14 protein-coding genes and 2 tRNA genes are annotated in these 15,339 nt (G+C 56.0%); 7 read left to right on the forward strand and 9 right to left on the reverse strand.

Annotation, left to right across the window (positions count from 1 at the left end):
* Positions 1–27: 27 nt before the first annotated feature.
* Complete coding sequence (mdoC, locus tag AC236I_RS15555) at positions 28–1,188, forward strand: glucans biosynthesis protein MdoC (protein ID WP_088884069.1); 1,161 nt, start codon at positions 28–30, stop codon at positions 1,186–1,188.
* A 56-nt stretch (positions 1,189–1,244) separates the two neighbouring features.
* Here the strand turns inward: mdoC and ymdB are convergent, their stop codons facing one another.
* From ymdB to ghrA, 5 genes are all read right to left on the reverse strand, one after another.
* Positions 1,245–1,778: an O-acetyl-ADP-ribose deacetylase gene (gene ymdB, locus AC236I_RS15560; protein WP_004860470.1), complete on the reverse strand. Its 534-nt coding sequence runs from the start codon at positions 1,776–1,778 to the stop codon at positions 1,245–1,247.
* A 276-nt stretch (positions 1,779–2,054) separates the two neighbouring features.
* Entirely contained in the window at positions 2,055–2,549 is a 495-nt protein-coding gene (locus tag AC236I_RS15565; protein WP_015584660.1) for a DUF1097 domain-containing protein, read from the reverse strand.
* Between the two features lie 102 nt (positions 2,550–2,651).
* Entirely contained in the window at positions 2,652–3,206 is a 555-nt protein-coding gene (locus AC236I_RS15570) for a TorD/DmsD family molecular chaperone (RefSeq protein WP_004860465.1), read from the reverse strand.
* Positions 3,207–3,228: 22 nt separating this feature from the next.
* The gene (locus tag AC236I_RS15575; RefSeq protein WP_004860463.1) at positions 3,229–3,966 is read right to left on the reverse strand and encodes a phosphatase; all 738 of its coding nucleotides are present in this window, start codon (positions 3,964–3,966) and stop codon (positions 3,229–3,231) included.
* A gap of 83 nt (positions 3,967–4,049) precedes the next feature.
* Positions 4,050–4,988 carry a glyoxylate/hydroxypyruvate reductase GhrA gene (gene ghrA, locus AC236I_RS15580; RefSeq protein WP_126510025.1) on the reverse strand — a complete coding sequence of 313 codons (939 nt, stop codon included), beginning with the start codon at positions 4,986–4,988 and terminating at the stop codon, positions 4,050–4,052.
* 272 nt (positions 4,989–5,260) lie between these two features.
* On the opposite strand from ghrA, the gene AC236I_RS15585 reads away from it, so the two are divergent.
* Positions 5,261–5,348, forward strand: a tRNA-Ser gene (locus AC236I_RS15585).
* 378 nt (positions 5,349–5,726) lie between these two features.
* Here the strand turns inward: AC236I_RS15585 and AC236I_RS15590 are convergent.
* A complete protein-coding gene (locus AC236I_RS15590) occupies positions 5,727–6,632 on the reverse strand; it encodes a LysR family transcriptional regulator (protein WP_004860459.1) in 906 nt (301 codons plus the stop codon).
* 114 nt (positions 6,633–6,746) lie between these two features.
* Between AC236I_RS15590 and AC236I_RS15595 the strand changes: the two genes are divergently transcribed.
* The gene (locus tag AC236I_RS15595; protein ID WP_004860458.1) at positions 6,747–7,607 is read left to right on the forward strand and encodes a pirin family protein; all 861 of its coding nucleotides are present in this window, start codon (positions 6,747–6,749) and stop codon (positions 7,605–7,607) included.
* Between the two features lie 234 nt (positions 7,608–7,841).
* A tRNA-Ser gene (locus tag AC236I_RS15600) sits at positions 7,842–7,929 on the forward strand.
* A 198-nt stretch (positions 7,930–8,127) separates the two neighbouring features.
* Here the strand turns inward: AC236I_RS15600 and AC236I_RS15605 are convergent.
* Complete coding sequence (locus AC236I_RS15605; protein WP_004860455.1) at positions 8,128–10,275, reverse strand: TonB-dependent receptor family protein; 2,148 nt, start codon at positions 10,273–10,275, stop codon at positions 8,128–8,130.
* Positions 10,276–10,469: 194 nt separating this feature from the next.
* On the opposite strand from AC236I_RS15605, the gene AC236I_RS15610 reads away from it, so the two are divergent.
* The 3 genes from AC236I_RS15610 to AC236I_RS15620 all read left to right on the forward strand — a co-directional run bounded on the left by AC236I_RS15610 (position 10,470) and on the right by AC236I_RS15620 (position 12,698).
* Entirely contained in the window at positions 10,470–10,640 is a 171-nt protein-coding gene (locus AC236I_RS15610; protein WP_162769257.1) for a hypothetical protein, read from the forward strand.
* A gap of 6 nt (positions 10,641–10,646) precedes the next feature.
* Positions 10,647–11,039 (forward strand): TroA family protein, encoded by a 393-nt coding sequence (locus AC236I_RS15615; RefSeq protein WP_052626773.1) that lies wholly within the window; start codon positions 10,647–10,649, stop codon positions 11,037–11,039.
* A 417-nt stretch (positions 11,040–11,456) separates the two neighbouring features.
* Positions 11,457–12,698: an MFS transporter gene (locus AC236I_RS15620; RefSeq protein ID WP_015584663.1), complete on the forward strand. Its 1,242-nt coding sequence runs from the start codon at positions 11,457–11,459 to the stop codon at positions 12,696–12,698.
* Between the two features lie 60 nt (positions 12,699–12,758).
* Here the strand turns inward: AC236I_RS15620 and phoH are convergent, their stop codons facing one another.
* Both phoH and efeB read right to left on the reverse strand, forming a co-directional pair.
* A complete protein-coding gene (gene phoH / locus AC236I_RS15625) occupies positions 12,759–13,547 on the reverse strand; it encodes a phosphate starvation-inducible protein PhoH (RefSeq protein WP_015584664.1) in 789 nt (262 codons plus the stop codon).
* 508 nt (positions 13,548–14,055) lie between these two features.
* Complete coding sequence (efeB, locus tag AC236I_RS15630) at positions 14,056–15,339, reverse strand: iron uptake transporter deferrochelatase/peroxidase subunit (protein ID WP_032717675.1); 1,284 nt, start codon at positions 15,337–15,339, stop codon at positions 14,056–14,058.

The raw sequence follows: 15,339 nt of genomic DNA on the forward strand, positions 1-15,339 counted from the left end.
AATTGTCCGAGAATGTAGTGATATTGTATGAATAATACGCCAGTACAACGTGAATATTTCTTCGATAGCATCCGCGCCTGGCTGATGCTACTGGGGATCCCTTTTCATATATCACTGATCTATTCCAGCCACAGCTGGCATGTGAATAGCCTCGAGCCCTCCTGGTGGCTGACGCTGTTTAACGATTTTATCCATGCTTTTCGCATGCAGGTCTTCTTTGTCATTTCTGGCTACTTTTCCTACATGCTTTTTTTACGTTATCCGCTGAAGAAGTGGTGGAAAGTGCGCGTTGAGCGTGTCGGCATTCCGATGCTGACCGCCATTCCTCTGCTGACGCTGCCGCAGTTCATCATGCTGCAGTACGTTAACGGCAAGGCCGAAAACTGGCACACCCTCTCGGGTTACGACAAATTCAATACTCTGGCGTGGGAACTGGTTTCTCACCTGTGGTTTTTACTGGTGCTGGTGGTCCTGACCTCTCTGGGAGTCGTGCTGTTTCGCTGGCTGACCGGCCGCCGCTCAGCCAGGGCATCGACCTTTGGTGACACCGTCACATTAGCTCAGCTGTCGATGATTTTTCTGGCGCTCGGCGTGCTTTACGCGGTGATCCGCCGCTCGCTGTTTGTCCTTTACGCCCCCGTGCTCAGCAACGGCCTGTTTAATTTCATCGTGATGCAGACTCTGTTTTACCTGCCCTTCTTCATTCTTGGTGCCCAGGTATTTATCAATCCGCGCTTAAAAACGATGTTTACCACTCCGTCGCCATGGTGCTTCGTCGGCGCGCTGCTAGGCTTTATCGCCTATCGCCTGAATCAGCAATATGGTTCCGGTGATGGCTGGATGTATGAAACCGAATCGGTCATTACCATGGTTCTGGGTCTGTGGATGGTGAACGTGGTCTTTTCTCTCGGCCACCGTCTGCTGAACTTTCAGTCGGCGCGGGTGACCTATTTTGTTAATGCTTCGCTGTTCATTTATCTGGTGCACCACCCGCTGACCCTGCTTTATGGCGCATGGCTGGCGCCGGCGATCAAATCCAACGCGCTTGGGTTTATTGCTGGCTTAGTCTTCGTGGTCGGTATTGCGCTGGTGCTGTATGAAATTCATCTGCGCATTCCTCTGCTACGCTTTCTCTTTTCGGGAAAATTCCAGCCGAAAGCAGCTAAGACTCAAGTGTCCGCTGGCTGATCGCCCGCCCGCTCGCCCGCAGATGTCAGGCGGCGGGTGGTCGGGGCCCCCGACTTTCACGCACCTCGCTGCGGCTCAAGCAAGCGCCGGTAAATGTCCGCGGTCTCCTCATCGAAACAGACAAAGCAGACGCGCTCTAAAGGATTGTAACGCGTCAGAAAGGTGCTGACCGTCTGCACGGCAATTTCTGCCGCCGCCTGCTTAGGATATCCATATACGCCGGTACTGATGGCCGGGAAGGCAATCGATCGATAGCTGTTCGCTGACGCCAGCTGCAGGCTGTTTCGATACGCGTCAGCAAGCAGTTCAGCCTCCTGATGCCCGCCACCGTGCCAGACGGGCCCGACGGCATGGATCACCGCGCTGGCCGGCAGCTGACCCGCGGTAGTAATCACCGCATGACCCGGAGGGCACTCGCCTTGTTGTTGCCGGACGACCTGACACGCGGCAAGGAGCTCCGGCCCGGCTGCACGATGGATTGCGCCATCCACGCCCCCGCCGCCTAGCAGCGAGGGATTGGCGGCATTGACGATAACATCGACGTCAAGCGTAGTGATGTCGCCGAGAATAACCTCAGGTTTAACAGTCATTTCGCCTCCTGTCGGCAAACGTCTTTACATAAAGCACAGAGGGTAATATGGCACGATAGCCCGCCCGACGAAAGTCCGGGAAACTTGCGGCGGCTATAACCCGTCTGGAGGATAGCAAGGCTATGTTGCGGGTTAATATTCTTTCACGTTACGGTTGCGTGGCGGGGGCTACCCCGTGAGTCGGGTCGACGGGCCGCAAGTCTGAACAGCCCGACCAGCGCCAGCAGAAAGAAAAACAGGACCTGAGGTCCTGTTTCTTGTGCGGGTGACATCAGCTTATGCCTGGTCGGGCGTTTCGTTCACTAATGTGGATTTGTTTTTCCGCGCACGCGCGGCCAGCCATAGCCCACAATTTTTCATCGCGTAACCAAACACCAGCCCTAGCGCCAGAGAAGGTACCACCAGCCGCCAGTTCCCGTCGCCGGCAAATGTGGCGCAGGCGCCAATAAAAGTGCCGGGGACAAAAGAGAGCAGCAGCTGACGAGCCTGAATACACATCAGGAAGGCCACGCCCCCGGTCATCATATAGCCAAGGATTTCCAGATGCGGCGCCAGCGCACTGCCGTAAATAATGACCAGCGCCCACACCACACCGCTCATTACCGTACAGGTTGAGATCAGCAACCCTTTTAGCCCGCCCTGCGGGCAAGCGAAATAGGCCGTGCAGCCCAGGAAGCCCGCCCAGCTCAGCAGACCAAGCGCGACCGCCACCCATCCCCAGATTCCGGAGAGAATGCCTGTCGTTATTGCGATTGCGAAGAGTATGTTCATGACGCGTATCATAGCAGATACGCGTCCGCCAAATGAGATCTGAAGCACGTTATATGCAATCTCATACTTTCCATTGCAATAAAAACGTGACAAATATCACATTTACTCTTCCGATTCCTCCTGCAGTTCATCCCACATGGCGGAGAGCGCTTCCCGCGTCAGGGGCGCCATCGTCCGCCAGAAAGGTGTCCCGGCATGCGCCTCGACTTTGCCGAGGAAAACCCCGCACCACGGCAAAATGTAGTCAGCAAACAGCGTTTCCAGCGTTTCGCTTTCATCTTCCGTAGCATGATCTTCAAGCCACGAGGCCGCCAGCAGCAGTGACCCAATGTGGTCGGCCTGACCTTCTCCGGTCGGGATCCCGTGTTCGCTGAAGAAACCGCGAACTTCAGCTTCGCTTGCCCCTTCAACCCACGCGCTACGATAAGGAGGAACGCTGCACTCTTCACCGACAAACAGCGCATTGTAATCGGCGGCCAGCGGTTGCACGTCGCAGCTTTTTTGCAGACGTTCCAGCAGCTCATCCTGCTCCAGCGGCCAGCTCGCCGCCAGCTTCCCTTCACGGATCAGGGTAAACAGCGGCACCAGCAGCGGATCCTGCGGCTGACGGTAGTACAAAGAGCCCAGCACGCGGCAGAGGATTGAAAACTCGTTCATTCAATTTTTCCAGTTATTCATATTAAAGATCGGCAAATTCAGGGATCGCCGGCATCCCGCGAGACTCAAGGAAATTCAACAGCCGACGCGGGGACACGTTAAGGATCCGCTCTTCGGGGAAGTTCACATCATCGAGGATCTTACGACACTCTTTGAACTCGCCGAGCGTAAATGCGGTATGCGAATCCGATCCCAGCGCGACCCAACCTCCGGCATCGCGCACGGCGGCGGCAACCGCCCGGCAGTTATCTTCGCTGCCCACACGCGACGAGACGAAGGATGAGTTGTTGATTTCCAGCGCCACCTGGTATTTTGCCGCCGCGGCGGCTATCGCCGGAATATCGACGGGGTATTTCGGATTACCCGGATGGCTAATAATATGTACCGCGCCGCTCGCCATAGTGGCGATCATCGCTTCAGTATGGGTGGCTTTATCCTGCGGCGGGAAAACCGGCTCATGGAAGCCCGCAATGAACAGGTCCAGCGAGGTCAGCATCGGCCCGGTGCAGTCAATTTCGCCGAGGGTATTTTTTATGTTGGCTTCAATACCCCGTAAAATGCCGACGCCGTCGACCATCCGCGGCCAGATGCGCATATTGACGAAATGCCAGTAGTGCGGAGCATCGGCCATATCCGGACCATGATCGGTTATGGCAAAAAGTTTGATCCCCTTACGCTTTGCTTCAGCAATATAATCGTGCAGGGTACTGTAGGCGTGGGTACTGGCGACGGTATGCATGTGCAGGTCAACAGGATACATCACAATCTCCTTCTCTGTTTGTGGCAAGAATAGCAGGAATCAGGACGCATGATTAGCAAAACCCCGCCACAGCGGGGTTTCTCTTAGTATCCGCGCTGACGATCGACCTGCCCGTTCACCGCCTCCCCACGCTCCAGGCGGCCAATGGTGCTGGCAATATAGGTGATCGCTTCCAGCGGACGGGTGACTGCGGCGACATGTGGCGTCATCGCCACCCGAGGATGCGCCCACAGCGGACTTTCCGCCGGTAATGGCTCGCGGCTAAAGACATCCAGCATCGCGCCTTTAAGCTTACCGCTATTCAGTGCCGCCAGCAGATCCGCTTCGACCACGTGAACGCCACGTGCCAGATTGAGAACATAGCTGTTATCCGGAAGCTGCGCCAACAGTCGCTGATTAATAATGCCGACGGTTTCCGCCGTGTTTGGCAGCAGGTTGATCAGTACCCGCGTCGCGCCGAGGAAGTCGCCCAGCTCCTCCTGACCGGCAAAGCTTTGCACCTGAGGCCAGGATTTACGACTACGGCTCCAGCTCCGCAGCGGAAATCCCCATACCTGAAGCGCTTCCGCCACTTTCGAACCAAGCACGCCCGCGCCCATTATCCCGATAGTGAACTCTTCGCGACGATAATCCTCCAGCGGCTGCCAGCGGGCCTGCTGTTTTAATGCCTGGTAGTCGTCGAAGCGACGGAACCAGTGCAGCACCTGGCTCACCGCATACTCTTGCATCTGCTGACCCATTCCGGTGTCTTCGAGGCGAAAGAGTGGAATCGACATCGGCAGCATTTCCGGGTGTTCACGGAGTTTAGTCAGAATTGAATCGACGCCAGCGCCGAGGGCAAAAACGGCTTTTAAGTCCCGTCCCTGAAGCATTTCCACCGGCGGATGCCAGACCAGCGCATAGTCCGCATGCTGAGTATCGCCGGATTTCCATTCGCGTACGCGCGCGCCCGGCAGCTGTTTTTCCAGCTCAGCAATCCAGTAAGCGGTATCAAATGTCGGGTGATAAAAGATTATGTCCATCATGGCTCCTGATCGCGGGCGCTGGTTGCAGGTTGACCCTGGCGCCGTATTTTACTTATTGTTTTCTATTGGATTGCCAGCATAGCAAATTTCATTTTTCTATCGAATAAAAAGAGGGTGGCGACAAAAAAATCGATTGTCGCGCATTTAAAAAGCAAGTTGCGCGAAGTTTGTCTAAACGCGCTGTTTTTTGAAAAAGTTGATTGACGAGAGATACGTATTTCCCTAAATTAGCGCCCGTTGACCACCCAGGGTGAGCAGCAAAACAATATGGTGAGGTGTCCGAGTGGCTGAAGGAGCACGCCTGGAAAGTGTGTATACGGCAACGTATCGGGGGTTCGAATCCCCCCCTCACCGCCATATTTAAAGAAGAGCTCGTACGCAAGTACGGGCTTTTTTTTCGCCTGTGGCACCGCCCGGGGGGATGAGAAACCCCGATCGGGGGTCGACAGCTGGCGCAGCCAGCTGGACAGACCGCGAGCCTGCGAGCGGGCTGCCCGCACAAAAATGCCGGGAGCATTTTTGAACAACGCCTGCGTTGGCCCCGAAGGGGCGAGGCCCAGGGACGGGCCGAGTAACGGTGAGCGAAGCGAATCAATCCTCCCCTCACCGCCATCTTTAAAGAAGAGCTCGTACGCAGGTACGGGCTTTTTTTTCGCCTGTGGCACCGCCCGGGGGGGATGAGAAGCCCCGACCGGGTGTCGACATGCGTGCTTTGCCCGGGATACAACCCCCTTATCAATCCTCTTCCATCCGCTGGTATTCTTCGCTCAGAAAGTCTACCAGTGCTCTCACCGACGGCAGCAGACCGCGACGAGAGGCAAAAACCGCATGAATGACTTCCCGCTGTGGTTGCCACGCATCCAGTACCACCTCCAGGGTCCCGGCAGCCAGCTGATCGCGCACCATTAAGAGAGGAAGCTGAACCACCCCAACGCCGGCTATCGCCGCTTCACGCAATGCCAGCATGTCCGTCGTGACCATCCGCGGCGTGAAATAGACTTCCGCCCTTGCCCCCTCCGGCCCGCTCAGTTGCCACTTATGCTGATGCTTTCCGGCATCGAGACTCAGTCCCGGCCACGTACTCAGCTGCGATGGCGCCTGTGGCCGCCCCATTCGCGCAATACAAGCCGGGCTGGCGACCAGACGCTGTCCGCGGTCGGCCAGTACCCGCATCACCAGATCGCTATCGTCAAACGGACGCGGGCGCACGCGGATCGCAACGTCAATCCCTTCGCCAACAACGTCCACCCGCCGATTGGTAGCCTCCAGCTGCACATTGACGCCCGGGTAACGTAGCATAAACCGCGCCAGCATCGGCCCGACATGGGCATGCAATAAGGTCACCGGGCAGGTGAGTTTAACGCTGCCGCGCGGCTCCGAACGCAGCGTTTCCACCGCCTGCTGCGCCGCCTCGGCCTCTATCAGCATCGCTTTGCAGTGCTGGTAGAAGGTCTGCCCCACTTCGGTGACCACGAACTGCCGGGTCGTGCGATGAATCAGCCGCACACCAAGCCGCTCTTCCAGCTGCGCGATCCGACGGCTTAATTTTGATTTCGGCTGATCGAGCGCCCTGCCCGCCGCGGCGAATCCTTCATGATCGACGACCTGGACAAACCAGGCTAAGTCATTGAGATCCAGCATCCTTCCTCCATTGTTCCATTTTCAGAACAGTATAGGCCAGTTTTGCTATCTACCGGTTTATTGGCCGCAGATCTAATCTTATAGTCATCAGAAATCGCGACACAGGAGAGCACCATGAAACAGATTACAGGCGTCTACACCGCACCGGCCCAACATTGGGTTGGGGATGGCTTTCCGGTTCGCTCACTGTTCTCTTACCAGACTCATGGCGAACCGTTAAGCCCCTTCCTGCTGCTGGACTACGCCGGTCCTCACCACTTCCCGGCGGGAAGCGGCAGACGTGGGGTTGGCGAACATCCGCATCGCGGATTTGAAACCGTCACCATCGTCTATTCCGGTGAAGTTGAACACCGTGACTCGACGGGTAAAGGTGGGGTCATTGGCCCGGGCGATGTGCAGTGGATGACCGCCGGCGCCGGCATTCTGCATGAAGAGTTCCATTCGGCGGAGTTTACCCGCACCGGCGGCGAACTGAAGATGATCCAGCTGTGGGTCAACCTGCCGGCGAAAGACAAAATGACTCATCCGGGCTATCAGAGCATCACCGCGGATGTCATCCCCGATGTCGCCCTGGCGGACGGCGCGGGAAATATCCGGGTTATCGCCGGCAGCTATGACCAGGTGACTGGACCTGCGCACACTTTCTCGCCACTGAACGTCTGGGATATGCAGCTGAATCAGGGCCATGACATCACGCTCCGTCAGCCTGATGGCTGGAGCAGTGCGCTAGTGGTCCTTGAAGGTGAGATTACGGTCAACGGTGCAGAGCAGGCACGTGAAGGGCAGCTGGTGGTGTTTAGTCAGCAGGGAGAAGCAATTCATCTTCATGCAACGGCGAATGCCAAAGTGCTGCTGCTGGCCGGTGAACCGTTGCGGGAGCCCATTGTGGGTTACGGTCCGTTTGTGATGAATACCAGGCAGCAGATCGCAGAAGCCGTGCGCGATTTTAACGGCGGACGCTTTGGCCAAATCTGACATCAGTGCCTTCCCGGCCTGCCAGCGTGGCGCTAAAGCAGCGCACGAGGCTGGTGAAGCATCGCAAACAGCTTGATTCTCTGCGTTAAAATCGCTGCCCCGTCGGTTTTCAGCGGGGCAGTGTTCATTGCTTGACCGAACGGTAAAGAAAGAATAAATACTGCTTGACCGTTTTAGCGCAACTCCCTATAGTAGCGCCCCGTTGCCCACCCAAGGTGAGCAGCAAAACAATATGGTGAGGTGTCCGAGTGGCTGAAGGAGCACGCCTGGAAAGTGTGTATACGGCAACGTATCGGGGGTTCGAATCCCCCCCTCACCGCCATATTTAAAGAAGAGCTCGTACGCAGGTACGGGCTTTTTTTTCGCCTGTGGCACCGCCCGGGGGGATGAGAAACCCCGACCGGGGGTCGACAGCTGGCGCAGCCAGCCGGAGGTATGGCCTTATCGCTCCTCCGCCAAACCCCCGCTCTCTGACCTGACCGCTTCGCGGTGCATCCCTGCCCCGCGAAGCGTCACACGTTTAGAACGCCAGCGACGCCTGAACAAAGAAGGTTCGCGGCTCGCCGACATATTTGCCGTAGTTATTATCCGTTGAACGCGTGTAGTAGCGCTGATCGAAAAGGTTTTTAACCCCGGCGCCCAGTTTCAGATTTGACCACGACGGCCCCATGTCATATTCGCCGCGCATATTCCACACCATATAGCCGGCAATATTACCGTACTGACCATCATCGCTCTCTTGGGTGATATAGCCATTCCCGGCAGCAGAAGATCCCGGAGAATGCTGGCGGGATTGCGAATAGCCATCGACGTTCCACACCCAGTTGCCCGTCGCGTAGCGGGAACCCACCGTCAGTACCTGGCGGGAATAGAAGGGCAGATCTTTACCCGAAAACTCGCCGCTGACGGATACGGCGCGGGTATAGGTATAGGTGGAATAGAGGCTGACCCCATCCAGGCTGTGCGTCAGTTCGCTGAGATCGTAGTTCAGAGCCAGCTCGACGCCTTGATGTTTGGTGGCGCCCAGCGTGGTCCAGCCGATGGTGTTGTTGATGTACTGCAGCTGATTATCAAAATCAATGTAGAAAGCCGTCAGCTCCGCTTTGAGTAAGGAGTCGTCATAGCGGGTACCGACTTCATAGGTGCGCGCCTTTTCCGGCTGCAGGCCCGGAGCCGGCTGCCCGTGATTCCCTCCGCGGGTGAGCTGGAAATACTGCAAGCTGCCGAAAGAGGTATTGGCATTAGCAAATAGCTTCCAGCTATCGGACAGGTGATACATCACGTTGATCGATGGCAGCGGTTCACTGTACGATTTTTCACGCGCAATATCGGCAAAAGCGTCATTCACATGCGTGCGGATGCTTTCATAACGCAGCCCCGGGGTAATCGTCCAGTTACCAACGTTGACGGCATCATCAATATAAAACGCGTTAGCTTCCGTACCGCCGGAGGTATGCTGATAATAGTTTTCTTTAGAATTCGGGGCAGAGGTCGTGGTCGTCGGATCGTACCAGTTGGACCGATATCCTTTTTCATCCGATGTCTCGTTCAGATAGCGATAGCCAAGGGTGACTTCATGGGCCATATCCCAGAAGCGGAACAGATGCGAATAGGTTGGTTCGATGGCCCAGGTGGTGTAGTGGCGAGGGGCGGCAGCCAGACGACTCTGCCCTTCCAGAGCCCCGGAGCCGTTGGTCTGAATATCGCTGGTGCGGAAACTTTTGGTGAAATAGGTCAGCACTTCAAACTGGCTATCCTCTTCCTGATGGCGATATTTGAAAGACATATCCTGGCGGCGTCCGGCAAACTGATCGAACGGGCGCACTGACTGGAAGGGATTTTGCTGGTACTGCTCTTTCGTCAGGCCGCCGGGCATACCCGCGGAGGCGTTATAATAATGGAAGTTACCGGTCAGTTCGTCCTGCGGAGTGAAACGATAACGCGTTTTCAGCATAAAATCGTCAATATCGGTATTGTCATTATTTTCCCGGTATCCCTGCCCGTGCAAGCCCGAGTACAGCAGCTCCGCCCCCAGACCGTTCTCCGCCGTGCCGCCAACGGAAGCGCTGGTCAGCGTTTTTAATCCGCCGTGTGAGGCCCCTTCCGTTTGCGCGCTCACCGCACCGCCGAACGTTTCCGGAATATCCTTCGAGACAAAGTTGATCACTCCGCCGACGTTCTGCGGCCCGTAACGAACGGCGCTGCCGCCGCGGATGACGTCAATGGACTGAATGTTCCCCATTGACAGCGGAGCCATTGACAGCTGCGGCTGGCCGTAAGGCGCGACAGAAAGCGGTACGCCGTCCATCATGATGGTTGAGCGAGGCGAAAGGCGCGATGTCAGGCCGCGCACGCCGACGTTCAGTGACACATCGCTCCCGCCGGTGCCGTTATTCTCCTGAACCTGAACCCCGGGAATACCGCGCAGCGCTTCTGAAATCGTCTCGCCGCCTTTTTCTTTAACCTGCTGCTCCGTCACGATGGTCCTTGCGCCGGGATGATCGAGCACTACCGTACTGTAATCCGGCGAATCAAGCCAGTTGCCCACGACCGTCAGGGTATCCGTACGATCGGTTGATGAAGAGTTATCATTTTTATCAGCAGCCCAGGCCGGGAACGCTAAAACAATAGCGCTAGCAAGCAGCGAGAGCCGGAAGTGACCAGACATGAGAAGATCCCCTGTAAAATAAATATATTAATTATCAATTATTTGTGTTGCGAATGATTTGAATTATGAGAAACGAAATGATAATAGTTAGCAATACATAGCAATGTAAACTTTTTTTTGAACGGAAGGTTGTTTTACGCTCCAGCCAAACTGGCCGGGTTGTCTCACGGCTGCGGACAGACGGATTGGATAAAATGAGGCAGAAACTTTTCTGGCGGCTGGTATTAGGCTGGCTACTTTTACTGTCGGCAGCAAATTTACAGGCATCTCCCGTCACGGCGATGGATATTGTCGGAAGAGAAGTGCCCCTCCAGCAACCGGCAAAAAGAGTCATCCTGGCGGATGCCAGGGCCATTCAGGCATGACAGATTGTGCATCCGGATAATCCTTTTGCGCAGCTGATTGCCTGGGATAATCCCCTCAAAATCAAAGCGCCGGACCTTGACTCGCTTTATCTTGCAAAATCCCCCCAGCTAAAACAGCTGCCGATGCTTGAAAATGCATATCTCACTGGTTTCAGCGTCGAGCGCGCCGTTCAGATGCAGCCGGATCTGAACGTCTTCGATTTTGGCGTACGGGGAAAACTGAAAGAGAGCCGCGTGCTGGATCTGCTTGCGGCGATCGGTATTCCCGTCGTCTTTATCGACTTTCGCCTGCGCCCTCTTACCAACAGCGTCACCAGCAAAAGGCTGCTGGGGAAAGTGCTGGGCGGCGACGACGCGCCGAAGCGTGGGCGCGTTTCGATGAAGAGCGGCTCAACCTGATACGCCAGCGCACCGCCGGATTAAATGACAAAGAAAAGCCGCTTAATAAATGGTTAAGCGAAATGTCAGGGCACAAACTCCGCTACAAGAAAGATTGTCTACAGGCGAAGCAAAACTCCCACATACAGGCATACGTCCTTCTCCCGGAATCGGCATAAATGCCTCCCCGACTGGCCGCCCCGCAGGCAGAATCCGACGTTCGTCGTTTTTTGTCGTCAACACATTACGTTACCAGTCTTTCCCCATGAAGCATGACAGACAGTGTTTTAAATAAAACCCTGGTCATTTATTCCGTTATAAATATTAAAAACATACAGTTAATGTCATCATAACAGCCCACAATGCCCCTCAACCGAGTAGATCGCATCCGCCGACAAATTTATACTTAGCGCACATTTTTATTCCAAAGGTCTGGACATGACGTTCTCTTCTCCACTTAACAAACGCGGCGTAACGCCGGCGAAAGCCATGGTCGCGGCGATCAGCGGCTACGCAATGGATGGCTTTGACCTGCTGATCCTCGGTTTCATGCTGCCGGCAATCAGCGTTTCGCTGGCGCTCACCACTTCTCAGGCCGGTTCCCTCGTTACCTGGACGCTGATTGGCGCGGTACTGGGCGGGATTTTTTTCGGCCATCTCAGCGACCGTCTGGGCCGCATTCGCGTCCTGACCTTCACGATCCTGATGTTCTCGGTCTTTACCGGTCTCTGTGCGGTTGCCCAGGGCTATTGGGATCTGCTGGCCTATCGCACCCTTGCGGGTATGGGGCTCGGCGGCGAATTCGGTATCGGCATGGCGCTGATTGCCGAAGTCTGGCCGGCCCATAAGCGCAACCGCGCCTCGGCGTGGGTTGGTATCGGCTGGCAGCTTGGCGTGCTGCTGGCCGCCTTTATCACCCCTCTCCTGCTGGATATCATCGGCTGGCGCGGGATGTTTCTGGTTGGCCTTCTGCCGGCGCTGGTCTCATTTGCCATCCGCCGCGGGATGGGAGAACCGGAGGCGTTTACCAAAGATAGCCGCGTCGCGCAGGAAATATCGTTCACCGCGCGCCTCAGGATGCTGTTTGCCGACCGCGCCACCTCGAAGGCCAGTATCGGCATCCTCATCCTCTGCTCGGTACAGAATTTTGGCTACTATGGCCTGATGATCTGGATGCCCAGCTATCTCTCCTCCAGTTTTGGCTTTTCGCTCACCAAATCAGGGCTGTGGACGGCGGTCACCGTCGTGGGGATGACCTTCGGCATCTGGCTGTTCGGCGTGCTGGCAGACCGTTTCGCCCGCTGGAAGATCTTTCTGATTTACCAGGTGGGGGCCGTCGTGATGGTCATCGTCTACGCCCAGCTGCGGGACCCGACCCTGATGCTGTTTACCGGAGCGGTAATGGGGATGTTTGTCAACGGCATGATTGGCGGCTATGGCGCGCTGATCTCTGATACCTACCCGCTACAGGTCCGCGCCACCGCGCAGAACGTGCTGTTTAACCTCGGGCGCGGCGTGGGCGGCTTTGGACCGCTGGTGATTGGCCTGTTCGTCAGCCACTGGTCGTTTACCGCGGCGATCACCCTGCTGGCCCTGCTCTATCTGCTGGATATTTTCGCCACCCTGTTCCTGCTGCCAAAAACCCAGGGCAGCGAAGATGCGCTGGGCGCGATCGGCTAACGCCCTGCGCTCCAGATAACAAAGCCCGGGTTTCCCCGGGCTTTGCACACAAGATAGCGATCAGTAGTAGGCTTTCAACGTTCGCTGGCAAAGCATCGAACGGACGCAATCATCGGCGGTAAAACGCACAACGCCGATCATGTCGTCTTCCGCAAAACGCGCCAGCGCATCGACCAGCCCGGACTTCACGCCAGAGGGTAAATCACACTGGGTAATGTCGCCGTTCACGATGACCGTCACGTTTTCCCCGAGGCGGGTTAAAAACATTTTCATTTGCGCAGCGGTCACGTTCTGAGCCTCGTCCAGAATCACAACCGCATTTTCAAATGTACGTCCGCGCATATAGGCGAACGGCGCGATTTCCACCTTGCCAATTTCCGGTCGCAGGCAGTATTGCATAAAGGAAGCGCCCAGCCTTCTCACCAGTACGTCGTACACCGGTCGGAAATAGGGAGCAAACTTCTCGGCGATATCTCCCGGTAAGAAGCCGAGATCTTCATCGGCCTGCAGAACGGGACGGGTAACAATAATCCTGTCCACATCTTTGTGAATCAGGGCTTCAGCGGCTTTTGCTGCGCTAATCCAGGTTTTACCGCACCCGGCTTCGCCCGTGGCAAAAATCAGCTGTTTATTGTCGATGGCATTCAAATAATGCGCCTGAGCGTCATTGCGCGCTTCAATTGGGGAAGTATCACGGCTGTCCCGCGCCATGCCAATTGCTTCTACGCCACTCATTTGCACAAGCGATGTGACCGATTCTTCTTCGCGTTGCTTATGGCTGCGCGAATCCTGTCTCAGCACACGTTTGGCCTCACGACGAGCTTTGGTCACTGCTTTTTGTCTTCCCATGGATAGCACCTTGCGTTGTTGGTTTACATCACACGCGTCAATATCGACGCGATTATGCGCACGAACGATTGAGGTTTGGCTTCCTTGTAAGCCATTGCTTGCCTGTCGAATTGACAACGGGTCACGGCTACGCGCACCGCGTACCCGGTCTGGGTTTAGGTTATTGGTGGTGACTGGAGAAAAATTCGAGGTGTGGGAATCGCGGCCGGAAGTGTGGCCCCCGTGCTGAGGAGTACGGTAAGAAGATTTACATTTTCCGTTACAGCAATCGGGCATTCGCGATCTCCATAGTGAAACGACATCACTGCCGGGAACTACCGCGTCTGTAATAAGTACATCAAAAATAATTCTTAATGCAACTTATTTTTTACATGCGGACAACAAATAATTCTCATCGCAGCTCAGGAGAGTTTCCGACAAATAGATTACAGAAAAATAACACAAGGCAGGAAATACAAAAAAAGAATGGAAAAACAGCAGAAACGCCCTGCCCTTGCGGGCAGGTGCGTCAGGCTTCGAGCAGAGATTGCGCCAGGTAGTGCTGGCTGTCGATTACGCCCGGTAACACAAAGAAGTAGCCGCCGCCGATAGGTTTGACGTACTCCTCCAGCGCTTCGCCGTTAAGGCGTTTTTGCACCGTCAGGAATCCCTTCTCCAGATCATGCTGATAGCAGACAAACAGCAGTCCCATATCCAGCTGCCCGGAGTTGGTCACCCCCAGCGAATAACTGTAGCCGCGACGCATCATCAGACTGGACTGCGTCTGCGGTGTGCGCGGGTTCGCCAGACGAATGTGGCTATCCAGCGCGATAATATCGCCATCAGGATCCCGACTGTAATCCGGCACGTCATGCTCATGCTGCATACCCAGCGGCGCGCCGCTGTGCTTATCGCGCCCAAAAATGGTCTGCTGCTCTTTCAGCGGGGTGCGATCCCAGAACTCCACATGGAACTGGATGATACGCGCCGCCTGATAGCTGCCGCCGGTTGCCCACGCAGGCTCGCCTTGATCGGAGGTCACCCATACCACTTCATCCATCAGCGCCTTATCGGTACTGACCGGGTTCGCGGTGCCGTCTTTAAAGCCCAGCAGGTTAACCGGCGTCTCTTTGCCTTTACTCCGCGCGGCGCTATCGGAAATAAACCCTTCGCGCTTCCAGCGGACGCTGAGCAGGTCCGGCGTATGTTTAATCACATCGCGCAGCGCATGGATAACCGTATCCTGAGTATTGGCACAGATTTGCAACAGCAGATCGCCATGACAGAGCGCCGCATCCAGCGAATCGTTGGGGAAGCGGGTCATTTTTTGCAGCTTTTTCGGCGCCTTATCCGCTAATCCATAGCGCTCATCAAACAGCGAATGGCCAACCGAAACGGTGACAGTCAGGTTATCCGGGGAGATCCACGCGCCGAGGATCCCCGAATCCATCGGCGGCAGACGCGGATTTGGCGTGTCCGGCGCCGGCCCCCCTTTGGTCAGAAAGGCAATGCGCTGAGTCAGCAGGCGAAACAGGCGCTCCAGGTCAGCTTTATCGCTGGCCAGCACATCAAAGGCCACCAGCATCATCGATGCCTGCTGCGGCGTCAGCACGCCGGCCTGGTGCTGCCCGTAAAAAGGCTGCGCTTCGGCACGCGCGTCCGGCGACAGCACGCCCGGAGAGCTGTTGCCCTTCGCCGCGTGTGCCACCGGACAGCCGCCGGTGATAGCCAGCGCGCCGCCAAGCGCGCCGATCCCTTTTAATAATCGACGACGTGAAGGTTCATTCACATCAAGTTGCTTCTGTTCTGCCAT

The sequence above is a fragment of the Klebsiella sp. Sb-30 genome (genome assembly GCF_057652795.1).